The 24,444-nt window shown below is 32.1% G+C and carries 20 protein-coding genes; 2 read left to right on the top strand and 18 right to left on the bottom strand.

The genetic code is table 4. From position 1 onward, the window contains the following. Window positions 1–36: 36 nt before the first annotated feature. The 13 genes from ptsP to AACK87_RS00460 form a co-directional block, all read right to left on the bottom strand. Window positions 37–1,761 carry a phosphoenolpyruvate--protein phosphotransferase gene (gene ptsP, locus AACK87_RS00520; protein WP_338972520.1) on the bottom strand — a complete coding sequence of 575 codons (1,725 nt, stop codon included), beginning with the start codon at window positions 1,759–1,761 and terminating at the stop codon, window positions 37–39. 138 nt (window positions 1,762–1,899) lie between these two features. Further along, on the bottom strand, window positions 1,900–2,163 hold the full coding sequence (locus AACK87_RS00515; protein WP_338972517.1) for an HPr family phosphocarrier protein: 264 nt from the start codon (window positions 2,161–2,163) through the stop codon (window positions 1,900–1,902). A gap of 66 nt (window positions 2,164–2,229) precedes the next feature. Further along, the gene (locus AACK87_RS00510; RefSeq protein WP_338972514.1) at window positions 2,230–4,410 is read right to left on the bottom strand and encodes an ATP-dependent helicase; all 2,181 of its coding nucleotides are present in this window, start codon (window positions 4,408–4,410) and stop codon (window positions 2,230–2,232) included. Between the two features lie 8 nt (window positions 4,411–4,418). Beyond that, window positions 4,419–5,093 carry a hypothetical protein gene (locus AACK87_RS00505; protein WP_338972512.1) on the bottom strand — a complete coding sequence of 225 codons (675 nt, stop codon included), beginning with the start codon at window positions 5,091–5,093 and terminating at the stop codon, window positions 4,419–4,421. A 5-nt stretch (window positions 5,094–5,098) separates the two neighbouring features. Then, window positions 5,099–6,046 carry a glycosyltransferase family 2 protein gene (locus AACK87_RS00500; protein ID WP_338972509.1) on the bottom strand — a complete coding sequence of 316 codons (948 nt, stop codon included), beginning with the start codon at window positions 6,044–6,046 and terminating at the stop codon, window positions 5,099–5,101. Between the two features lie 155 nt (window positions 6,047–6,201). After that, the gene (gene asnS / locus AACK87_RS00495; RefSeq protein WP_338972506.1) at window positions 6,202–7,566 is read right to left on the bottom strand and encodes an asparagine--tRNA ligase; all 1,365 of its coding nucleotides are present in this window, start codon (window positions 7,564–7,566) and stop codon (window positions 6,202–6,204) included. Between the two features lie 162 nt (window positions 7,567–7,728). Beyond that, a complete protein-coding gene (locus AACK87_RS00490; protein WP_338972503.1) occupies window positions 7,729–8,652 on the bottom strand; it encodes a type I phosphomannose isomerase catalytic subunit in 924 nt (307 codons plus the stop codon). 36 nt (window positions 8,653–8,688) lie between these two features. Then, complete coding sequence (locus tag AACK87_RS00485) at window positions 8,689–9,483, bottom strand: MurR/RpiR family transcriptional regulator (RefSeq protein ID WP_115557702.1); 795 nt, start codon at window positions 9,481–9,483, stop codon at window positions 8,689–8,691. 35 nt (window positions 9,484–9,518) lie between these two features. Continuing rightward, on the bottom strand, window positions 9,519–10,481 hold the full coding sequence (gene tsaD / locus AACK87_RS00480; RefSeq protein ID WP_338972499.1) for a tRNA (adenosine(37)-N6)-threonylcarbamoyltransferase complex transferase subunit TsaD: 963 nt from the start codon (window positions 10,479–10,481) through the stop codon (window positions 9,519–9,521). Window position 10,482: 1 nt separating this feature from the next. Further along, window positions 10,483–11,187 (bottom strand): purine-nucleoside phosphorylase, encoded by a 705-nt coding sequence (gene deoD / locus AACK87_RS00475; protein WP_338972497.1) that lies wholly within the window; start codon window positions 11,185–11,187, stop codon window positions 10,483–10,485. A 150-nt stretch (window positions 11,188–11,337) separates the two neighbouring features. Continuing rightward, window positions 11,338–11,796, bottom strand: a complete 459-nt coding sequence (locus AACK87_RS00470) for a hypothetical protein (protein ID WP_338972495.1) — start codon at window positions 11,794–11,796, stop codon at window positions 11,338–11,340. Then, window positions 11,796–12,872 (bottom strand): cob(I)yrinic acid a,c-diamide adenosyltransferase, encoded by a 1,077-nt coding sequence (locus AACK87_RS00465; protein WP_338972492.1) that lies wholly within the window; start codon window positions 12,870–12,872, stop codon window positions 11,796–11,798. The genes AACK87_RS00470 and AACK87_RS00465 overlap by 1 nt, the downstream gene beginning before the upstream one ends. A 22-nt stretch (window positions 12,873–12,894) precedes the next feature. After that, complete coding sequence (locus AACK87_RS00460) at window positions 12,895–15,372, bottom strand: vitamin B12-dependent ribonucleotide reductase (protein WP_338972489.1); 2,478 nt, start codon at window positions 15,370–15,372, stop codon at window positions 12,895–12,897. A gap of 106 nt (window positions 15,373–15,478) precedes the next feature. On the opposite strand from AACK87_RS00460, the gene AACK87_RS00455 reads away from it, so the two are divergent. Beyond that, entirely contained in the window at window positions 15,479–16,159 is a 681-nt protein-coding gene (locus AACK87_RS00455) for a hypothetical protein (RefSeq protein ID WP_338972486.1), read from the top strand. Window positions 16,160–16,274: 115 nt separating this feature from the next. Here the strand turns inward: AACK87_RS00455 and AACK87_RS00450 are convergent, their stop codons facing one another. From AACK87_RS00450 to AACK87_RS00430, 5 genes are all read right to left on the bottom strand, one after another. Continuing rightward, the gene (locus AACK87_RS00450; protein ID WP_338972483.1) at window positions 16,275–17,201 is read right to left on the bottom strand and encodes an ABC transporter permease; all 927 of its coding nucleotides are present in this window, start codon (window positions 17,199–17,201) and stop codon (window positions 16,275–16,277) included. Then, the gene (locus AACK87_RS00445) at window positions 17,202–19,265 is read right to left on the bottom strand and encodes an ABC transporter permease subunit (RefSeq protein WP_338972481.1); all 2,064 of its coding nucleotides are present in this window, start codon (window positions 19,263–19,265) and stop codon (window positions 17,202–17,204) included. Continuing rightward, window positions 19,266–20,807, bottom strand: a complete 1,542-nt coding sequence (locus tag AACK87_RS00440) for an ABC transporter ATP-binding protein (protein WP_338972478.1) — start codon at window positions 20,805–20,807, stop codon at window positions 19,266–19,268. Between the two features lie 50 nt (window positions 20,808–20,857). Then, window positions 20,858–22,174 carry a BMP family ABC transporter substrate-binding protein gene (locus AACK87_RS00435; RefSeq protein ID WP_338972476.1) on the bottom strand — a complete coding sequence of 439 codons (1,317 nt, stop codon included), beginning with the start codon at window positions 22,172–22,174 and terminating at the stop codon, window positions 20,858–20,860. Window positions 22,175–22,315: 141 nt separating this feature from the next. After that, window positions 22,316–23,629 (bottom strand): BMP family ABC transporter substrate-binding protein, encoded by a 1,314-nt coding sequence (locus tag AACK87_RS00430; protein ID WP_338972473.1) that lies wholly within the window; start codon window positions 23,627–23,629, stop codon window positions 22,316–22,318. A gap of 151 nt (window positions 23,630–23,780) precedes the next feature. Here AACK87_RS00430 and AACK87_RS00425 point away from each other — a divergent pair, with 151 nt between their 5' ends. After that, window positions 23,781–24,371 carry a hypothetical protein gene (locus AACK87_RS00425; protein WP_338972470.1) on the top strand — a complete coding sequence of 197 codons (591 nt, stop codon included), beginning with the start codon at window positions 23,781–23,783 and terminating at the stop codon, window positions 24,369–24,371. The last annotated feature ends 73 nt before the right edge of the window (window positions 24,372–24,444 follow it).

The following is a 24,444-nucleotide window of genomic DNA, read 5'->3' as shown; positions in this document are numbered from 1 at the left end:
ACAAAAAGACCTTTTGGGGTCTTTTTTAGTTATTTATTAAATATTTGATTTTTTCAATAGGTCATCAACCAATTTTAAAACATCATCAGTTGTTTCACAATCCAAGGCTTTTTCAGCAAGAACTTGAGTATCTTTCAAGTTTAATTTTGACATAATACTTCTAGCTCTTAGAATACTTGTTGCAGACATACTAAATGCGTCCAATCCTAATCCCATTAGTAATGGTAATGCTTTTGGTTCTCCAGCCATTTCTCCACACATACCAGCTCATTTTCCCTGTTTGTGAGCCCCATCGATTGTCATTTTTAACAATTTTAGAATTGATGGATTATATGGTTGGTATAGGTAAGTTACATTTTCGCTCATTCGGTCTGCAGCCATTGAATATTGAACTAAGTCATTTGTTCCAACAGAGAAGAAGTCTGCGTGTTTGGCAAATTTTTCAGCGTTTACTGCTGCTGCTGGTATTTCAACCATCATACCAATTTGTAAATCTTTACCAACTTTTACCCCTTCTTTTTCTAGTTCTTTTTTACAATCAAGAGTAAATTCTTTTGCTGCTTTAAATTCGTCAATTGTGGCAATCATTGGGAACATAATTCCTAATGGTCCAAAAGCACTAGCTCTTAAAAGTGCTCTGATTTGATCTTTGAAAATATCTTTTCGATCTAGTGTAAAACGAATTGCTCGATATCCCAAGAATGGATTCATTTCCTCTGGGAATTTGAAGTAAGAAAGTTTTTTGTCTCCCCCAATATCTAGAGTTCTAATAATTGTTACATGACCTTTCATGTCTTCAACCACTTTTTTATAAGCAACAAATTGTTCCTCTTCTGTTGGGAAGTGGTCATTGTCCATATATAAGAATTCTGAACGGAATAATCCAATTCCTTCTCCACCATTATTTATAACCCCTTCAACGTCTTTGGGTGATCCGATGTTACCTTCAAGAATAAATTTATCATAACCATCTTTGGTAACTGTTTTTTTATTTTTGTATGATTCTAATTCTTTTTTGAATTTCAAGAAATTCTCAGATTTAGTTTTTCATTCAGCAACTTTTGCTGGAGCTATTTCAAGTTCCCCTGATTCTCCATCAATAGCGATCATTTCACCACTTTTAACAGTTGATGTTATGTTTTTAAGACCTAAAACTGCTGGTATTTCTAAACTACGCGCCATAATAGCTGCGTGACTAGTTCTTCCCCCAATGTTAGTTGCAAATCCTTTTACAAATTTTGGATTTAATTGGGCAGTTTGACTTGGAGTCAAATCATCTGCAACAATTATAACTTCTTCATTAATGGTTGCCAAGTCTAATACTGGCATTCCCAAGATATAGCGAATTAGTCTTTCAGTTACATCTTTTACATCAGCTGCACGTTCTTTAAAGTAATCATCATCCATTGCTAAAAACATTGCTGAATATTTATCAGCCACAGATTTAACCGCAAAAGCAGCATTTAAACCTTCGTTTTTAACCATTTGGTTTCATTCGTCACTCATTGCTGGATCTTCTAGAATTTGTTCGTGAGCCTCAAAAATAGCCGCCTTTTCTGGCCCTAGTTTTTCTAATGCTATTTTTTGTAAATTACTTAAATCCTTTTTAGCTTTTTCCAATGATGTTGCAATTAGGTTTAACTCTTTTTGCACGTCCTTAGCTTTTGAATCATTAACTTTTATGTGGTCTTCCACTAAAAGATAGGCTTTAGCAATAGCAATTCCATCACTAGCTCCGATTCCGTTTAATTTTTTACTCATATTTATCTCCCTTTTGTATTCAATACTAATTATACATATTATTTTTTCTAAACCTAATTTTTTTTAATAGAAAAAATTATTAGATTTTAAAGACATTTTCCAAAGTAATAAAAAAAATCACCTCAGTGATTTTTTTTATTAGATAATTTCGTTATCTTTCATTGCTTTTTCGATTGCAGCAATTGCGTCAGCTTCATCTGCTCCTTTAGCTTCAATTGTAATTTCAGCTCCTGATTTGATGGCTAATGCCATTACGTTCATGATTGATTTTAAATTACCTTCTTTTCCATCAGATTTAATTTTAATATCTGATTGAAATTTTGAAGCTTCTTTAGCTAAAACTGATGCAGGTCTTGCGTGTAAACCTACTTTGTCAATTACTTTAGCAGTAAATTGTGCCATTTTATAATCCTCCTATCGCTACTTTATAATTATAAACATTTTATAGGAATTGTAAATACTTTTAAATTAGTGTTTTATCGCCTTTAAAGCGGAAGAATTTATTGCTATGGCCATTGCTCCATATTGAGGATTATCAAAAGCCACCATCACTTGACGGTCTAATACCTTGGTAATAATACCCCTCCCAAAAGCTACGTGTTCAACCAAAACACCTTTTTTATATTCGGTTGAGATTTTGATAACTTTATCAAGACTTTCGCTCATAGAATTATACTGATTTGAGGTCATATTGCCATCGGAATGGAAAAATATGTTTTTTTCAAAATCATAAAGGTTTTGATTTAATTCTCTTATAAACATACTAGCTGAAAGCTCTCCATCTGATATATATGATCTTTCTCCAGCAACATAGGACATAAATAAACGCTCTTCTGCTCTTGTAATAGCAACATAAAGAGCTCTTCTTTCTTCTTCTAAGGCTTCAACTGAAGTAAAAGCTGATTTTAGGGGAAACACAGCATTATTTAAACCAGTTATGAATACAACTTTGTTTTCCAAACCCTTGGCAGCATGAACCGTTAACAATGTTACCTTATTTGCAGTGAAATTATCCAACTCCGAGGTTTCTAAAGCTTCGTTTTGCAAGAAAGCCAAAACATGATTATTTTCGTCGTTTTCTTGTGGCTCAAATCCATCATCATAACTTTTAACCTGATCTAAAAATGCTTGTAAATTTTGTAAATCATCGTCATCTTTGTTTAAAAATCTCAAACGTTCTTCGTATCCTGTTTTGTCAAGTAAGAATTTACAAAATTCATCGATTCGTGGTTCTTCTTCAAGCAAAGCGGCTGCTTGATTCAAAGCGGTGCACAAGTTCTCTAGGTGTTTTGAGACCGTAAGTGCTTCTTGGATATTTTTGGTTAGTAAATAAAAAATGCTAACTTGAAGTTCTTTAGCTTTTTGTTCAATTTTTTCAATTGTTACAGCTCCAATTTTTGGTATAAAATTTAAAACTCGATTGGCTGATAAATCATCTCCAAAAGCTGCAAATTTTAATAAGGCCAAAATATCTTTAATAACTTTACGGTCTCTAAATTTTAAACCCCCAACTAATTGGAAAGGAATCTTTTCAATTCCCAGGTTTTTTTCAAATTCCGCAGATCAAGCGTTGATTCGATAAAGGATGTAAAAATCTGAATATTTGTAACCGTCTTTTTCTACTAGTTCTCTAATTTTGTTAGTGACAAATTTGGCCTCAAAGGCTTTTGAAGCGGTTTCTTTTAAAGCAATTTTCTCTCCCTTGGGATTGTTTGAGAATACCGATTTAGCTTCGCGATTTTTATTATGAGTAATAAAGTCGCTGGCTAAATTCAAAATATTCTGTGTTGAACGATAATTTTCCTTAAGTATCACTGTTCGTGAATCTGGGTAGTTTCTATTGAAGTTTAAAATAATATTAACCTTCGCTCCTCGTCAAGAATAAATTGTTTGATCTGGGTCACCAACCACAGTTAGGTTCTTTTTGTTAAGTGTTAGTCAATTGATTAAGTCAAATTGAACTTCATTGGTATCTTGAAATTCGTCCACTAAAACATAGTCAAAACGATCGCGTCATTTTTGCTGGACTGCAATATTTTTTTTGAAAAGTTGGTGGGTCATAAGAATTAAATCATCAAAATCAACACTATTTAAACGCTTTAATTCCTTGACATAACCCCCATATGCTTTTGCCATCAAAAACTCAAATTCTGAACTGGCATAAGATAGTACTTCCTCAGGTGTTTGAAATTGGTTCTTTCAAGTTGATATTCTACTCAAGGCAATTTTTTCATACTTGCGAATTGAATCAGAACTAACATTCATAGCTTTCAAGATTTTATTCATAAGATTTTTTTGATCACCATTATCAATAATCAAAAAGTTCTTCTCTAAATTAACATTAACATATTCTTCTCTTAAAACCCTAACACAAAATGCATGAAAGGTGCTGATAAAGGGTTTTCCTCTACCATCTTGAATTAAATTGGCTACCCGATTTTTCATTTCGCGAGTTGCCTTATTTGTAAATGTCACGGCTAAAATCCTAAAGGGTTGGATATTCTTTTCCTCAATTAGATAGGCAATTTTAGTTGTGATAACCTTGGTTTTTCCACTACCAGCTCCAGCGATAATTCTTAATGGCACATCAATTACTTGAACTGCTTCGAGTTGGTCGGGATTTAAACCCTTCATAATTTCTGGTTTCATAATTTCTCCTAATCTATTTCTTCTATTTCATTAATTAAGTTCTGTTCAATATTTCCTGGTAAGTTATCATCTAAGTGAATATGTTTACCCACAGGTTCATCAGTTTTACTTTCGCTTAAATTTTCATCTTGAAGTGGTTTTTTGTTCACTACAAATATACCATATTTTATATCAACACCACACTGAAAATTTTCTTGAATTTTAATTGTCACAAATAAAAATATTGCTCAAGCGACATAAAACAAGTCCCCAAATCGAGATATTCCAAATGCTATTCAAAAACCGTTTGTTTGCATGTCATTGTTATTGTGGTCCCCTAAGTAAAAGATTCCCAAAGCCATTGCTTTAAGCAGTAAAGAAATTAATCATGGTAGTAAAATAAAAAACCCTTCTCTGGTAAAAATTTTTTTAAATGTGATTTTGTCTTTGCTCTTTAAAGTTATTTGAAATAATTTTTTACCCAAGGTGTTACCCCCCATAAATAAAGGTATGATAATAAAATAAATCAGCAACATAGTTAAACCAAAAAAAGCATTAATTAAAATGCCGGTTCACCCACTAAGTGGTAAAAAAATTTGCATTAACATCATTGGCAGTGCAGAAATTAGCAAGTCAAATGTTCGAGTGATAGAAATCCTTGTTAATGAAGCTATTTTCCAAGTCAGTAATGGTTTTTCTGTCATGGCAATTAACCGCTTTTTAGAATATTTTTAAAATACTCTTTTAAATTATTAACCTTATCATTAAATTCGGGTTCTAAATTATTTTTAAACACTTCATTTAATTTGATTTCATCAAGTTTACTGCTAACCTTACGTTCAACGAAAGCAACCCCTTTTTTCACCAAAATTTTGTTATCAAATTTAGTAATCATTCATAAGAAGCGGTAAATTATATCTTTGTAGTAAGCATAGTAAATTTCTTCTTTTAAGTTTTTAAACTTACCAACTCGGCGATAGTAATTTACAACATGGGGTCATTGGTTTACTAAATCAAATGCTGAGTATTTCATTACGCTTAAACGGTGGTTCATTAAAATATCAGAAATATACATATAATTATTTGCCTGACCTAAAACTTTATAAATAAAAAGCGCATCAAAACGAGTGAATCTGCGGAATGAAAAATTGTGATCTTTAACAAAGGCAGTTCTAAATAATTTATTGTAGATTATTGGGTCAGTATAAGCGAATGGTTCGTGTTCTGTTTTCAAGTCATAAACTTTTTCATTTTCTAAAACAGAACTTGAGTGTGAGTCACTAAGTTTTGTATATTGAATAGAAAATTCAATCAAATCAATTTTTTCCTTATTTTTTGAAACCACATCGTGAATTCTTTGAATAAAATTAGGATCAATGGTATTTCCTTCTTTTAGGAAAACAAAATAGTCTCCTGTTGCTAACTCAATTCCAATATTTCAAGCATATGAGGTTCCTTGATTTTTAGTATTAAAAACCACTTTTAAATTAGGATTTCGCGTAAAATCTTGTCGCAATAATTGTTCACATTCTGCATCGTTACCCTCATTAATTACAATTATTTCGTAATTCTTGTTAACTTGTTGTTGGATACTGTAAAATGACTCTACTAGGCGAGTTTTCTTGCCCTGTGTGGCAATAATGATTGAAACTAGCATGTAATCACCTTCATTTCATATAATAATTTTACACTATTTATGATTATAAGACTTAAAAAGTTTTAATGCTAAAACGATTTATTTATAAAAAATTTTAAACAATTCCTTTATTGCTAATTGAATAAAAATGCAAAAAAATGATCAAATGACCATTTTTAGAATAATAAGTTTTTAGGTGTTCTTGGAAAAGCAATAACATCGCGAATATTGCTCATTCCAGTGACATACATTATAAGTCTTTCAAATCCAAGTCCAAAACCAGAAGATTTAAAGTAACCAAATTTTCTTAAATCGGTGTATCAAGAAATTTCTTCCTCACTCATTCCGAGTTCTTTAACCCTTTTCATAAGTTTGTCATAGTCATCTTCTCTTTGGCTTCCCCCGATTAACTCCCCAATTCCAGGAACCAGCAAGTCCACAGCGGCCACAGTTTTATTATCACTATTTAATTTCATATAAAAAGCCTTGATATCTTTGGGATAATTAATTACAAAAGTTGGTTTTTTGTTATGAGTCTCACAAATATATCTTTCGTGTTCTGTTCCTAAATCAATTCCAAATTTGATATCTTTTTCTTCAAAATCATGACCATCTCTAATTGCTTTTTGTAAAACTTTAAGCGCTTCTTCGTAAGTCATTATTGAAAACTCTGAATTTCGAATCCCTTGTAATTTATTTATTAGTCCTTCTTCTTGATTTTCATCCAAAAATTTTAACTCATCTAAATTTTTTTCAAAAACGTAATTAATTACACTTTTTAGCATACTTTCAATCAATTCTATGCTACCATTTAAATCTGAGAAAGCTTGCTCTGGCTCCATCATTCAAAATTCTGAAGCATGTCGTGAAGTGAAAGAATTCTCAGCTCTAAAAGTTGGACCAAATGTATAAACATTTTTGAATGCCTGAGCGTAAGATTCTGCATTCAATTGACCCGAAACAGTTAATGATGCCTTTTTCCCGAAAAAGTCTTGTTCATACTTATCATCATTTCTAGTGGTTACAGTAAAGGCTTCTCCAGCTCCCTCAGCGTCGTTGCTTGTGATAATTGGTGTTTGAACATAAACAAAGTCGTTTTCTTGAAAGAACTTGTGAATTGCAAATGATAAACTCGATCTAATTCTGAAAACAGCATTATAAGTTTTTGTTCGTGCACGCAGATGTGCAATTTCTCTTAAAAATTCTGGTGAGTGTTCTTTTTTTTGAAGAGGATATTCCTCAATGGCTTGATCTAGAAGAACTATTTTACTTGCTTGTAGTTCAAAAGGTTGTGGTTTTCCCGGAGTTATAATTAAGATTCCAGAAACTTCAACAATAGAACTAACTCTAGATTGAATAGCATCTTCAAAACCATCCACATCTGTTTTATAAACTATTTGTAGGTCATTTAAATGTGTTCCATCATTAACAACCATGAAAGAAACAACCTTACCTTGGCGATTGCTTCTAACTCTAGCAATTATAGATATCTCCTTTTTTTCTAATTGATTAAAATCAGCATGTAGTTTTTTTAAGTCCATTTTTTTCCTCTTTCTTGTTAAAACAATTATACAATATATTTTAGTTTTGTATTTAAACAAAATAACTTTTTAAGTCCTAGAAATCACCACCTGATTTGACTAAAATAAAAACCTCAAATCCGATTTTATCAAATCAGTTTTGAGGAAGCTTTAAATTTTTTATTATTTTTTAATTCAAGATACAAGAATTTTCAAATTTCCTGTTATTATCATTTTTTCAATACCCTTAATTGTTATGGCTGATTGAGCTTTAGCAAATTTTATTCCATTGATTGTTCCCGAACCTTTAATGGCTGTTATTTGTAATCAATCGGTAGACTCAGGACAAATATACTCCTTTTGATAAGCCCCTTCAACAACTTCTAGTGAAAAAAACTCTGATGAAAAAACTTTTCCTTTAGCTTTTTTGGTAACAAAGTGGTCTGTGTCTGGAATTTTAGTATTATCCAAAGATTCTTTAATGTGTAACTCTCTTGCATTTCCTTGATCATCTAAACGATCATAATCATACAAACGATATGTTATGTCACTTGATCTTTGTAACTCATAGATTACAACTTCAGGTGTAATTGCGTGGACTTTACCTGGGGGAACATATAGAAAGTCACCTTCTTCAATTGCTTCTTTTTTAAGTAACTTATCCCAAGAACCATCTTCCACCATACTTTTGAATTCCTCTGGGTTTTTAGCATTATGTCCATAAATTAAGCTACTTTCTTTTGGAGCTTCAAGAACATATCAACTTTCAGGTTTACCCAAAGAATTATGATTTTTTTGTGCATATTCGTCATCAGGATGAACTTGAACTGATAAATAGTCTTTGGCAGTTATTATTTTAACTAACAAAGGATATTCTTCATAGGCTGTATTGCCAAAAAGTTCGGGATGTTTTGCAAATAAATCTTTTAACGAGATTCCTTCATATGCTCCTGGAGAGTCCACGTAAGACATTCCATTGTCGTGAGCAGAGATTACTCAGGCTTCACCAATTTTTTTATTAATTGGGGTTTTAAAACCCATTTCTTTTAGTTTTTGTCCGCCCCAAAGACGTTCACTAAAGAATGGTGCTAATTTCAAAATTTCCATATTTTTTACTTCCTGTTCTAAAAAAATAAAAAGAGCTTATTCAGCTCTTTCTTGGTTTGACGTATTTACAAAATGATAAATAAATAAATCATTAAAATAGTGAAAGGGAACTGATTGCGAAACATAACTATTAAATTGAGTAGATTCGTAATTTTCGATTATTAATGTATGTGATGAATTTGCTAATCTGGCGATTTCTGGATTCGAAACTCTTCCAGAGATATAAATTATATCTCCGTTTTTGTTTTTTATTCTATTCATAATTCTCTCTAAGTGTTTTGATTGACCGTATTTTGTATAAAAAATAAATAAATCATCTTCTCTTAAGTTTTCGACTCTATCTAATAAAGTATCTCAATCATTGTCCAATAGATAACAGTTCAGTTTTTCTTTGTACAAGAAGTTTTCTAAAACCTGAGCTGGCCCCATTAAAGAATTCTCTCAGTAACAGATAAAAATTCTTGTTGATTTTCTGATTAATTTTAATGACTCAAAAATTGCTCTTTTCTCGATCAAAGAATAGTTTTGCTTAATTAAATTAATGTAGCTAGCTGCAACATTTTCGTCATTTTTTGCCACTTCAATTTCTTGTGAATCTGCATCATTTGAAAGTGAAATTGAAAAATCACGATAACCTCTAATATTTAGTTTATTTAAAAGTCCATAAATTGCACTATATCCGGTTCCAACTTCCTGAGCTAACCTTTCGATTTTCATATTACTATTTACTATTTCATGCAAGTTTGCTTTGATATATTCCACAATTTGAGTTTCTCTACTTGTTAATATATTCTCATCTATTGTTGCTAATTTTACTAAAAATGATCTCATATAATTACCCCCTTTTCTAGATATTTATATTTTTATTATATCAATTTTTTGGAAATATTTATCATTTCTTGTGTTAATTTTCCAATCATTGCACCATTATCGGTACAATATTCCAATTTAGGAATGATAATGTTATTAATTTGATTGTTTTCACCAATTTCCATAATTTTTTGGCGAATTGAAGAGTTAGCACTAACTCCTCCAGCCACCGTTATTGTTTTGGGTTGATATTTCTTAACGGCTTTTTCAAATTTTTCAGCAATCGCTTCAACCGCAATCTTTTGAAATGAGGCTGAAAAATCTGCTATATTAATTTTTTGATTATTTTGCTTCATTTTATTAATTAAGTTTATGCAGGCAGTTTTCAATCCAGAATAAGAAAAATCAAACTCATTTTCAGTTTTTGGAATTGGTAGTTTGTAGGCATCGGGGTTTCCTGATTTCGCTAGTTTATCAATTTCTGGGCCTCCAGGATAATTTAAGCCCAAATATCTAGCAACTTTGTCGTAACATTCACCAATGGCGTCATCTTGTGTTTGACCAATGATTTCATAATCTTCTACCGAATTCAAAAGTTGAATCTGAGTGTGCCCACCACTTACAACCATAGCTAAAACTGGATATACAAACTCTTTTTCTATACTAGCTCCGTAAATATGACCAAGGATATGATGGCAAGGATAAAGGGGGACATTTAAATATCTAGCAATTGTTTGAGCAATGATTTTACCAACTATTAAGCTACCTATTAATCCCGGGGTTTGGGTGTAGCCAACAGCTTCTATCTCATTAATAGATAAATCAGCTTCTTTCAAAGCTGATTTAATTACAAATTCGATATTTTCTAAATGTAGTCGAGCTGCCAGTTCTGGGACAACCCCACCAAATTTCTGGTGATCTTTAATCTGGCTTGAAATAATGTTAGTTAAAACTTTTCCATTATTTAAAATCGCAATGCTCAATTCATCACAACTAGATTCTATCGCCAAAATTATCATTCTATAATTTTGTCGCTGTTTCTAAAGCAATTTTAATCATATCCATAAAGTTGTTTTGTCGCTCTTCAGCTGTTGTTACCTCTTTGGTTACAAAGCTATCTGAAATGGTTAACAAACAAGCTGCACTTTTTTTAGTTTCAATGGCGTTTGCAAACAATGCAAGCGATTCCATTTCCACACAATCTAATTTATTTTCTTTAGCAAATGCCATTGAATCAGTTTTGCGGTAAAAAACATCACTTGAGTGAACTTTTCCCTCATGAACAGAAATTTTATTTTCTGCTGCAGTTTTGTTAATCAATTCATATAACTCTTTTGAAGAAGGAACTAAATTGCTATCAATTCCTGCTGCCAATTTTGGATATGGGGATTCTCCGAAAGCTTCTTTTGTGTTAACAATATCATAAACTTTAAGTTTATCTGTATATGCTCCAGCCGATCCTACTCTAATAATGTGGTCAACATCATAGAATTTATATAGTTCATATGAGTAAATTCCAATACTAGCACATCCCATTCCACTTCCTGCAATGGTAACTTTAGTTCCTTTATAAAATCCTGTAAACATAAACATGTTTCTAACTTTGTTAACTAATTTGTAGTCAGTCAAAAACTTCTTAGCAATAACTTCAGCTCTTAGTGGGTCTCCTGGCATTATTACTACTTTTGCTATTTCTTCTTTTTTAGCTTCAATATGTGGTGTCATTTTTTTATACCTGCCTTTACACAATTATATTAACATAAAGAGTTGATTTTATTGCGACAGATTAATAAATATTAATTGTATATATTTTGTATAAAAATAGTACCGAAATTAAAAAAAACTTCTGAAATTTATTTCAGAAGTTAAATTTTGCTATAGTTGCTCAATTTGAAAAATGAAGTACTCTGGTTGACTTATGATCAAATCAGATGCACCAACCTGACAACTATTTGGTCTCTTAGGATTTTCTAAACTTTTACCAGCACATTTTTCATGGGTTGGGGAATTAATTGAAATGTATTGGTTGTTTTTGACCTTATTATCAAGATTTTTCAAAAACATTCCAAAAGATGAGCTTTCGTATTCAAACTTAGGATCCTCTTTGGTTATCTCATAAAGGCTTGCTGGGGTTAGGTTTGAAAACTCATTTCGATGGAACATACCCCCATCAATATCGTAAGCCTCAACTGTTAGTCTTAAGCTTGCGTCTTCCTTCAAACCATCTTTTAAAGTTTGATATTTTGATATAAATACAGTATTTAAAATTATAGAAGTTCCCAGCACAATCGCTGCAGCCGAGCTTGCTAATCATATTTTTGCTCCCGATTTCATTAAAATTCTATTCCTTTTCTAGCTTCAACACCTTGGTCAAAATAATGTTTGACCGGTTCAATTTTACTTGTTAAATCTGCTAATTTAATTAAATTAGCAGATGCATACCTCCCAGAAATTACTACTTCAATTCCTGGTCGACGATTTTTTAAAACAGATATTAATTCATCTTCATCAATTAATTTATTTTCAATAGCACCCAACAATTCATCTATTAAAACCATGTCATTATTTGAGTCTTGTAAGACTTTTTTTAAGTAATCAAAGCCTTTTTGGGTCTCAATTTTAAATTCTTGAATCTCTTCTGGATTCATCTCTCAAATAAACTTCTTAGAAAAGTGGTAAAAGTTTTCAACCTTAATTTTGGCTTTTTTAAGCATCTTATTTTCACTTGTAGGTCGGTTTTTTAGAAATCTCACGTATTTAACCGTTCAACCAGCTCCAGCAGCGCGCAACCCCATACCATTAAGAGCTGAGGTTTTTCCTTTACCTTCTCCCATTATTAAATGAATATATCCTTTTTCTTGTTTCACGAAACCACTACCTCCTAAATATTTTTTTAAATGACTATTTCATAGAGCCATTACCGGATGATATAAAATTATGGCTATCATAAAATTACCAACCCCGTGAATTACATCAAAAGTAACTCCTCGCAAATAGTAAGCAATTGTTACGGGAAAGTCAAAATTAAATCAGACAAAATAATTTAAGGTAGCGTCAATTAATCCAAAACTTAATCCAAATAAACCATTTATAATGACAAAAATCCATCAGTGTCTTTTTATTAATGGTCGAAATAAAACTGTGATTAAAACCAAAATAGGTCAAGCCACTAAATATAACAACATTCATTGAGCGACTCCATATGAATATATAAATACTTCAATAAATGTAAATACCGTGATTATTCCAAATACCATTGTCAAAGGAAATACTAAGGCAGCAAATGATAATAGGAATGAAACTAATTCAATATTTGGAACAAGCGCTAAAGCTTCCTTAGCCCCAACTACCATTGCAGCATAAACTGGTATAATTGCAATTTTAAATAATAGTTGGACTCTCTGGTTCATGTTAAACTTCCTTTAAACTATTTTATAGACCACATTTTAATTGTGCCCCACAGTTATTACAAGTGACACAACCAGCTGAATCGATTAAGGTTCCAATTGAACAAACTGGACATAAATCACCAATTTCGTTTCCAATCTTTTGTTCACCCTCAATTGGTTTAGCAAGTTTATTGTTGCTAATTACTTCTAATCCATCATCAATAGTTTGATCATCATCATTTAATGATAACACTTGAGTGTCTCGACTTCCATCAACATAAACTGTTCCACCTTTGGCTCCACCTTTGTAAAGTCGTGAGTAAATTTGTTCGACTTGTTTAACTGAATAACCTTTTGGTGCATTAACTGTTTTAGAAATAGAAGAGTCAACTCATCTTTGAATAATACATTGAACATCAGCATGCTCTTCTGGTGATAACTCCATAGCTGAAACAAAAATATCAGGCAAAGGCTTGTCAACAAATTCAGGATTATAAGTTAATCATTCTTCTACAATTCTAGCTTTTACTTCCATAAATTTACCTAGTCGTCCAGATCTAAAATATGAAAAGGCAAAATAAGGTTCCAACCCTGTTGAAGCACCAACCATGGTTCCTGTAGATCCAGTTGGAGCAACAGTTAGAAGGTGAGAATTTCTTAAACCATTTTTAAGAATCCCTTCTTGGATATCCTTTGGTAATGATTGAATAAATCCTGATTTAATAAATTTCTTTTTATCTGTTAGGAATGGGAATGAACCTTTGATTTTACCCAATTCAATAGATTTACGATAAGCACTCAAACAAATTGTTTCAAATACTTTATCAACTACTTTATTAGCTTCTGGTGAACCATAACGAAGTCCTGCTCAAATTAACATGTCGTGTAGACCCATAACCCCGAGACCAACTCTTCGCTCACCTAAAGCTTGTTTTTTATTTGCTTCTAAAAAATAGGGGGTTGCATCAATTACATTATCTTGCATTTGGACACAATTGGCCACTGTCTCTGCTAATTCATTGTATAAAACTTCTTTAGTTTTTTTATTAACAAAGTTCTCTAAATTAATCGCAGCTAAATTACAAACTGAATAAGGTGCTAGTGGCTGTTCCCCACAGGGGTTAGTTGCCACAACCTTCATTCCATAACCTTGAGCGTTTGTCATTTTGTTTGCTTTGTCAATAAAGAAGATTCCTGGCTCTGCTGAATAAGTTGCACAGAAGTTTATTAAATCCCATAAATCTCTTGCAGGGATTTTTTCATAAACTTTAACTGGATAACCCTGAGCTTCTCATTCAAAAACATCTCCCATTTTATCTCAATTAGTGTCATAGAAGTTTTTTTGTTTAGCATCAAATGAATCTAGGTCTGGGAATTTTAATTCTCAGTTCAAGTCTCTTTCAACTGCACTCATAAATTTATCAGTTAATGTCACTGAAATATTTGCTCCTGAAAGGAAGTCTGGATTTGAAACTACTCAAGTTCCCCCAGCATCTAAATTTTTCTGAGCTTCTTGGACGGTTTCCTTATCGATGTTTTTCTTATTAGCCAAAATAGCTTCATAAGTTCTTCTTTCATTTGGGCCTAAGTTTTTAAATCTTAATTTATTATTTGCTTGCTCACGAATTAAATGAGATTGAGAATGTTCGCGCAATCACAATAAGATGTTTGTGTTTTGCATTTTAGAAATTATGAACTCTATTATATCTGGGTGTCAATCTGACATCATAATCATTTGAGCACCTCTTCTTGAACCTCCTTGTTCAATTAAATGGGTCAATCCTGATAAGTCATTTAACCAACTAACCGATCCTGAAGATTTTCCTCCAACCGATTTGGCAATTGCACCTCGAGGTCTTAGTGTTGAACCATTGGTACCGACTCCTCCTCCACGACTCATAATTTCTGCCACTTGTTGACGGTGTTCAGCGATGCCTACACGATCATCTTTAATGAACGGCATTACATAACAGTTAAAAAATGTTACAGCACTATCACTTCCTGCTCCAAACAAAACTCGTCCCGCTGGAATAACGTTTAATTTTTCTAGTTCTTCAGTGAATTTTTCACTAATCAATTTTTGATCAGTTTTTTCGATTTTACCTAAAGCATGCCCAACACGATAAGCGATTTGTTCTCAAAAAAGTTCTAAGGGTTTGTCCAATTCAGTTTTATTCTTGAATATGACATTTTCTCTTTTGCTTTCAATAGTTGACTCTGGATCTATTATTCCCACATAAGCTTGTTCGATTTCAACTTCGTAGCGTCCATCATTTAAAACTTTAATTACTGTTCCAATTCCACGCGAAGGAAAAACCGGATCGTCTTTAATTGTTGTGACTACTAAATCTCCGACTTTCAGAGTTTTTAATAATAAGTCTTTTTGTGCATATCGGTCTAACATAACCATTCTAGAAACACCATCAAAGGTTTTACTAAAATCCTTACTTATTTGCTTTAAATTTTTAAATTCAGTTGCTAAGTCTTTATTTAGAGACTCAATTAATTTATTTGAATACATTTTTATTCCTCTTTCAATCTTGGTAAAATAATTTTATCGTAAAATACAGTTTTTTTCTTAAATAAATAGATTTTTATAATTTAAAATTGAAAGCAAAACCAGTTTAATGTATTATATAAATAGATATAATAATCTAAATGAGGTGGTCATTATTATAAAATGAACAAGAATTGCCATGATGGGAGCCACCGGAGCTCAAGCATACTTTATGCTAAATTTCCTCTCATCTTTGACTGGTTTAAGACGTGCACTGACCGCAATTAAGCACTTAGATTTTGACCAGTTCTGAGGTTTTGTTGGGTTTGTAATTTCATCTTATTTATTGTTTTGTATACCACTTGTGGCAATTGCTCTATTATTTTCTGAAAGTAAAAAAATACAAAAAATCGGGGCTTGGGTAGGAATATTTTCAATAATTCCTTGAATTATATTTCTGACAATAATATCACCATTCTTATTTTGGGGTTTTGTTGGGTTTGTAATTTCATCTTATTTATTGTTTTGTATACCACTTGTGGCAATTGCTCTATTATTTTCTGAAAGTAAAAAAATACAAAAAATCGGGGCTTGGGTAGGAATATTTTCAATAATTCCTTGAATTATATTTCTGACAATAATATCACCATTCTTATTTTGGGGTTTTGATATTTTCATAATTTTAGGATGGTGAATTGGGGTTATTAGTTGCGTTGTTATGTTTGTAGCCGCAATATTAACTCTAACAAAATTGCCAAGTAAAGGTAAAACCAAGCAATTAAGAACCGACTTAAATTTAATTAATATTTAAAATATCAAAACCGATCTGTTGGGTCGGTTTTTTTAAACTCTTGAAAATGATTTCAAATTTCTACGTGACTAAAATAAAAAAATCTCAGAAACTCTGAGATTTTTTTAATGATTTTCTATCTTTTTGATTTATCAAAAGGAATTCCTGACGCTTTTGGCGCTTGGGACCACTTACTGAAAATAATCATAACAAGTAGAGAACCGATAAATGGTAATACTTTAAATAGATCTGCATTATCCTTGAATGAGTTTGGAACACCGTCAACAGATCATAGGTATTCCCCGAGTCCAAACATAATCGAGAATAATAACGCTGCTGGGGCAATAAATTTAATTCTTCATTGACCCACAATCATAATTGCTAGTGCTAAGAATCCTCACCCATCGGTGCTTCCTCTAAATGAACCGGAAGTTTTTATAACTACGAACATTGCACCCGATAATCCAGCTAACATTCCTGAAATCACAATTGCGATGTAACGGTATTTAATTACATTAATTCCAGCCGCATCAACAGCGTTGGGATTTTCACCAGCAGCGGCGTATCTTTTACCAATTTTTGTAAAGGTGAAAAATGCTCCAACTGTTGCAGCAATTAAAACCGCAATAATTAAATAAAGGTTGAAAATATTTTTGTTGTCATCAAAACTAATTACTGAGTAATTAGTTGGAATTCTTGTACCATCTGAACCTAGAATTCCTGATGTTGCCAAGTAAAGCGCAATTCCTTGTGCTAGAATATTTATTGCAGTACCAACAACCACTTGATTTGATTTCAATCTAATTGAAGCATAACCATGTAGCAAAGCGAATACTCCAGAAACTACCATGGCTATTAACAAGGCAATAATCTGAGTTCAGTTACTATCATCTTGTGCATTCATATAGCTTCCTGCAATGGCAAACGATAGAGCCCCCATTGTCATAAAACCCTCAATGGAGATATTTACCACACCAGCTCTTTCTGAAAGTGCTCCAGAAATTGAGGCTATTAGGAAAATAGCGAAAACACCGGAAATAAATGCTATCATTGTAACTAACATTTAATATTTCACCTCCATTTTTTTATCGAAGCTTGAGGCTTTGATTTGAACCATAGCTTCTTGATATTGTTTTTTTATCAATTTATATTCTTCCAAATTGTCTTTTGCAGCGATTAACTTAGGTTCAAATTGAGATTTCAATGAGTCTAACTCTTGTTTTTCTCATTGTTCAATTTGAACATACTGTTGTTTTACTACTTCTAGAATTTTTTTGAAATTTTCATTATTAACTTTGATTACTTTATTGTAGTCTGAAACAGATTTTTCCCCAGCTAAAGCTGCTTGTTTGCGAGCTTCCTTAATTTCTAAATCACGTTTCTCTTTAGCGCTTAGAATTAGCTCTTTGTAATCAGTGTTGATTGAGCGAGTTTTATCAACTAAATCTTTCTCTGCGTCTTCAATTCCAAATTTCTGTTTAGCATTTTGTTTTAAAATTACGTCATCAATTTTTGAATCGTTCATTTTTTCTGAAACTTTCAAGAAGTTTTTAAATTCCTTTTTGCTTTCTGCAATTTTGTGATCTCGACTGATTACATATTCTGTCAGCTCATCTAGGGTAGTTCCTAAAATTAGGTTATTGTTTTTAGATCTTCATCCATAAACTCCATTAAGACCATTTTCTTGATATTTTTTAAGTCCTTCTTCTCAAATGATTTTATTTAAAACCTCCATCGAGTTTATTTTTGATTTCAAAACAGAAATTTGATCATTGTAAGGTCTTTTAACAATATCGCTTCATCCCAGCAATTCATTTTCTTTAGCTAAGTTTTGAATTGTTTCATCTGGTTGAGCTTTGTAATTTTTTATTGCCAATTTTCTTTCCATTTTTATAGAGGCAATTTGTTTTTTGTAATCTTTGATGATTTCTATATTTTTATCAATCTCAATTTTGGTTTTGAAATCAATTTTTTTGTATAATCGGAACTGAAGTTTTTTCCATGGTTCTCATCTATAGAAAACAGAATAAATTGCTGCTCCATAAATTACTGCTCCAAACATTAATGAAGCGGCTTCATTGGAAAGACCATTGTATGCTGGGTTACCTGTTGCTGCTGTGGCAGAACTCTTTATAACCGCTCATAGGAATGATATTGGAATAATTCCGAAAATGTTATTAAAGGCCACTAGTGCAATGGAAATACCATCAAATCCAAATGTTGGTAGGTCGTTTTGTCCGTAGCCTAATTTTTTTTCAATTGAGATATAGTAAATGAATGCTGCAATTCCGATTAAGGCCCCCGAAATTGCTGTAGCAATAATTACAAAAGATTTATTGTTTATTCCAGCATATTTAGCAGCTGTTGGTTGTTTACCAACAACATTATATTTATAGCCAAATGTCAAGAAAGTAAGGGCAAAGAATACTATTCCCAAACAAACGATTGCTAAAATTATTCCAAGAATTCATTGATTTCCACCAATTGAAATTCAATTATGATTAAACGGTTTTGTCTCTTGGTTTGCATTTATATAGTCAACTGGGTTTTTTAATATAATTCAGCGTAAAAAGTATCAAATTGTTCAGTTCATCATAACTGTTGTCACAACTTCATGAATATTAAAAAATACTTTTAAAAGTCCAGCTAATGCTGAGGTCGTTGCGGCTGAAAGTACGAAGATTAAGAATATTGCAAAGATATAACTAGCCCCAACAGTTTCAAATGAAATTCCTGTTGCTTTTTCCATTTGAGCTACAAGGATAATTGATAGCCCCGCTCCCAATACGGCTTGACCAGATCCCCCAATATTGAATAAACCTAGTTTGAATGCCATTGCTAGACCCAATGCTAGGATAATATAAGATGAAAAGTGATTCATCATACGATCTAAGTCTGATTGTCCATTTCCAACTTTTCAAGTACTAAATGATACTTTAAATAATTCAAAAAAGTATCCAAGTCCGTTATAACCATTGGCAAAAATAATTATTATTCCCAATGTTATTCCGAAAAGCAAAGCCAAAATTGAGGCCTTCACATATTTTAATTTAGATTTTGTTTTATCTGACTTTAAAGAAATTCTTAGTTTTTCCCTTGTCAGCCATCTATCAAGTTTAAAATCCATTTAGTCGGCCCCCTTTCCTGTCATCATTAAACCAATTTCTTCTCTCTTGGCTCCCTTACCGGGTAATTCCCCAACTTTTTTACCACCGTTTAAAATGACAATCCTATCAGCCAGAGCCATTACTTCTCCAAGTTCATAACTAACTAGAAGGACGGCTTTACCACTTTCCTTCTCTTTTAAGATTTCGTTGTGGATAAATTCAATTGAACCAACATCTAAACCTCGAGTTGGTTGGAAAATTATAATCATGTCATGATCTCTTGTAAGTTCACGTCCAACAATTGCTTTTTGTTGGTTACCCCCAGAAAGTTGTCTAGAGATTGCAAAACCATTTTGTGATCCTCTGACATCAAATTTTGAAATTATTTTTTGAGCATAACTTTGAATAGCGTTACGTTTGATTAAACCTCATCTACTAAATTCAACATCATCAATATTTTGTAAAACCATATTTTGAATTACATCATTTTCCAAAACCAATCCGTGCTTATGGCGGTCTTCGGGAATATGGTTTATTTTATATTTTCGATATCGCTTCTTAATTGAAGCCTTAGTGATATCTTCACCATTTATAATTATTTTACCAGCATTAACTTTTTCAAGTCCCGAAATGGCCCCAACTAATTCTTGTTGTCCATTACCTTCAACACCAGCGATGGCAACAATTTCCCCAGCTCTAATATCTAAGTTGAAATTGTCTAAACCAATAACCTTATGGTTAGATATTTTTTTCATTGTTAAATCTTGAACTGATAAAACCACTCTGTCTTGACAAGGAGTGTAACTGTTTTTGATTTCAACCAACTTTCTCCCTACCATAGCTTCTGCCAATTTTTCAACTGTGGTTTTGCTCATATCAAACGTTTCGATTTTTTTACCGCGACGAATTACTGTTGCTGAGTTTGCAACCGATTGGATCTCAGCCATTTTATGTGTAATGAAAATAATTGTTTTTCCATCTTTTTGAAGTTTCTTCATAACTTTTAAAAGTCCGTCAATCTCTGTTGGTGTTAGAACCGCTGTTGGTTCATCAAAAACCAGAATTTCAGCATCTCTGTATAAAATTTTTAAAATCTCAGTACGTTGTTGCATCCCAACAGTGATATTTTCGACTTTAGCATCAAGGTCTACTTCCAAACTATATTTTTGCATAATCTCTGTAATTTTCGCCTTGATTTTATTTTTGTCAATAAACAATTTACCTTTGGTAATTTCATCACCTAACGCAATATTCATTCAAACCGGATATATGTCAACTAGTTTAAAGTGTTGATGAACCATTCCAATTCCAAGACGATTCGCCTTGACTGGGTTTGTAATAGCTTCGATTTTACCATTTATTTTAATTTCACCCTGAGTTGGTTCGTATAAACCAAATAAAATCGACATTAAAGTTGATTTACCCGCTCCGTTCTCGCCAACTAAGGCATGAATTTCACCCGATTTTACTTTAAAGTCGATTTTATCATTTGCTATTAAGGTTTTATTAAAAATCATAGTAATAGAATCCATTTCAACCGCATATTGATTGTCATTTTTCATTATTCTGTCCTCATTGATTCTATTATAATTTAATTATATGTTATTTTTTATTATTTTGAAAGTCCTGTAGCAGCCGTTGCTAGTCTTTGAATAAAGTCTTTTGAGAAAACGTATGAGAATTCTTTTAAACTAGTACCAGCTTGGTATACTTTACTCAATTCTTCTCCTGGTTTTTCAAGAAGATCCATTAATTTTTCCGCTTTTTCTTTACTAAATTTATTGTGTTGCCCGGTAGCGATTTTACCACCAAATCAAACATCTTGTCCGTCTCATTTACCTGTAATTTCTTCACCTTGTTGATTAGTTCCTTTAACAACGTCTTCTCCAACTGTGACTTTTTCTGATTCGAATGCTTTACTGTGAACCAATGCGGCTCTTCCAGCTCCTTCTAAATCTTTTAATGCACTTGTAATAAATTTATCTTTATAGTTTCCATATAAATTAGTTTGATCAACGTCTGCACCAATAACTAAAGCTTTAGATTTTCTATCTTTTATTACTTTTAAAGTATCCTCAGTTTGAGGTCCTGCAAATGGAAAGACTACATCAGCTCCACTATCAACTACCAAAGAAGTAGAAAGCGGTGTACCATCACCGACTGCGAAAGTTTTAGTAAAGAAGTCACTATCTTTCATTGTCGCGGTAGTATCAAGTTGTTGATTTTTAGCAAATTTTACTTTAGCATTTGAAGGTAACTCTGTTTTGTCTTTTCCGATTATAGCAAGTAAATCTGTCAATAGTTTGTTATCATTAGGTGCATCAGCAATTAAATCATTCATGAATACAACAGAAGCGAAGTAACCTGCAAGCGCATTTGATGTTGCGAATGGCGAGTGTTCTCCTCCTCCATATCCTGTAATAACTGGATTTCAGTTTCCGATTTCAAAATTATACAATATTGAAGCTACTCCGGCATAGAAACCTGATATTTCAGCTTTAAATAAAACTCCAACTACATTTTCTAATTGTTTTGTTTCTGTTTTTGAACTTCCATCAAGGAAAATAACAGTTCCTGGTGTATCACCTTCAGCATAAGTTTCTGATGCTTTTTCAATATGAGTAGCATGTTGGTATCCAGGTAGCAGTACTGCTTTTCCACCATTTTTTCTTGATGTTAGGTAAGCATTTTCAAGTTCACTAGGAGTTTTGGGTTCCTGAACCGAAGCTTTCACATCTCTTTTTAAATCAGTTTGTAGGAATGTATTAGCTGAATTAAATGCTGATTGATTAAATGATTTATCATTAACCTTACCAGTATCTGTTACAATTCAAACATCCGGGTCCCTTTTGGTACCACAAGCAACAACACTCAAAGTTGATGTTGTAGTAAGCGCCGTTGCGGCAAAAATACTTAATAATTTTTTCATATTTACCTCCATTATTAAAATTTTAGAGAATCATATTAATCCTCAAAAATATTATATATCATATTTAAAAAATTATTGAAAAAATCGGAGATATTTTTTTCCAAAAAATTTCCACTGGTGATTTTTCCAATAATGTATTTTCTAAATATTATCTTTTTTTATAGCTTTTACTGCTGCATCAGCCATATTAGCAATCGCTTTTGTATCTAAAATATCTTTTGCGGATTCTTTAGTTCCTATATTAGTATGGTAGTATGCACTCAATGCAACACCAGCTGCGCTTAATTTTTCTATTAATTCTTTGTGATTTTGATCTGTTATTTTATTGTTTCCACCACTACTAAAATCACCATCAAATCAAACGTCTTTTCCATCTCAAGCCCCAGTTAAAACGTTACCTTCTTTATCTTTACCTTCAAACTTTGATTTTTCCTCATCTGATAGTTTGTCAGCAAATGCTTTACTATTTGCCAGTGCTGCTTGTGTTGATTCCTCAAGACGTTTTGTTGCTGAAGTAACAAAGTAATCTTTGTAATTACTGTATAGTTGCACTTGATCTGTATCAACTCCAACCACAAATACTTCTCCAGCTTTTTTCTTACTTTTTATTGTATTTAAAGTGTCTTCGGTTTGTGGTCCAGCAACTGGGAAAATAATGTCAGCACCTTGTTCAACTTGAGTTTCTGCTGTAGGTTTCCCCCCGCCAACTGCAAATGATCCTGAAAATCAGTTTTTGTCGGTATCGCTTGTTGGAGCACTATTTTGTGAAGCGATTCTTTCTGCTTTCCCAAAATTAGCCTCACTTTTATCTTTGTTTAAAATTTTAATCAAACTGGTTAGCGTTTCTGGTGAATCTTTTTTTAGCTGATTCACGAAATCAATTGATGCCATATATCCACTAATAAAATTAGTTACTCCAGTTGCATTATGTAATCCTCCAAATGCACTTAATTTTACATTAGTTATTTCATCTTTGCTTGTACTAATTTTATATAGTATCGAAGCTACCCCTGAATAAAATCCAGACATTTCTGATTTGAATTGTATTCCAATAACATTTTCATTACCAGCGCTTGTACCATCAAGGAAAATAACGCTTCCAGTAGATGAATCACCCATTACTTTAGAAGCTTCTTCAATGTGTTCTTGGTGCGCAAAACCTGGTAATACCAATGCTTGAGCTCCATTTTTTCTAGCAGTTGCATAATTTTTTTGTATTTCCGAAGTGCTATTTGGTGTTAAGTGTGCGATTACGCTGTCTTCAACTTTCAACTGTTCTTTTAAAAATTTGTTTGATCCGTTGTAAGCAGATTCGTTAAAAGAACGATCGTTAATTTTTCCTACATCTGATACCAAATAAATTGATGTGTATTTAGTTACACCACATGCAACCACACTAGTTGCTGAAGTAGCGATTAGTGAACCCGCACCTATTATTGATAATAATTTTTTCATATTTTCTTTTCCTCCTACAATCTAAATATCCCATATTAAGAATAAAAAGTCTTTGATTTTAAAATCGTTTTATGGTATTAAAATCGTTTTAAAAAAGGCATTTTATCCAATAACTTAGTTTTGTTGCTATAATAATAAAAGAGGTAAATATATGGATGTTTCACGTTTTCGTAAAGTAACTAAAAAACCAGTTCTTTGAATTGCAGCTATTAATACTGTTATTTTGCTTATTTCATTACTAATAATCTCGCAATTGGCTCTAACTTTGATAGTTAAGATTATATTAGTGTCTCAGATCATTTTGGATTTGATAATTATTAACTCTGCTATTGGTATTATGAATTTTGGTAAAACATCAATTGCCCTACTTTATGTGGGTCACTATGATATTGATGAAAAAAGCAATAAGGCAGTTAGTGTGGTTTATAAAAGATCTAGATATTGTTGATGAATTAGTTCGATTATTTCAATAGTAACTTTTTTCATTTTGATTTCAAGTGCAGCACTTGCAGCTAAAATTAGTTGAGGAGATGCTTTTGTTTGGCACTGACCTTTGGCTTTAACACTAAGTATCATAAATTTTACTCTAATGAATTTGAACTTTAGTTTAACCATCTACTTAATAAACCAAAGTTCAACACTTATCAGCAATTCACTAGAATGAAGAAACAAATTTCATGACCAAAAAAAACAAAGAGAAACTAAAAAATTGGAAACTGAACCCGATTTAGAAGACAAATAAAAATGCAACTCAAACAATTTAGTTAAGTTGCGTTTTTTTTATTTCAAAATTTGTCAATTTTATTGATTAATTA

The sequence above is a fragment of the Spiroplasma endosymbiont of Panorpa germanica genome, from assembly GCF_964019765.1.
Lineage (GTDB): Bacteria > Bacillota_I > Bacilli_A > Mycoplasmatales > Mycoplasmataceae > Spiroplasma_B.
Note: the sequence above shows the minus strand (reverse complement) of the source record. Positions and strands in the feature narration are given on the sequence as shown.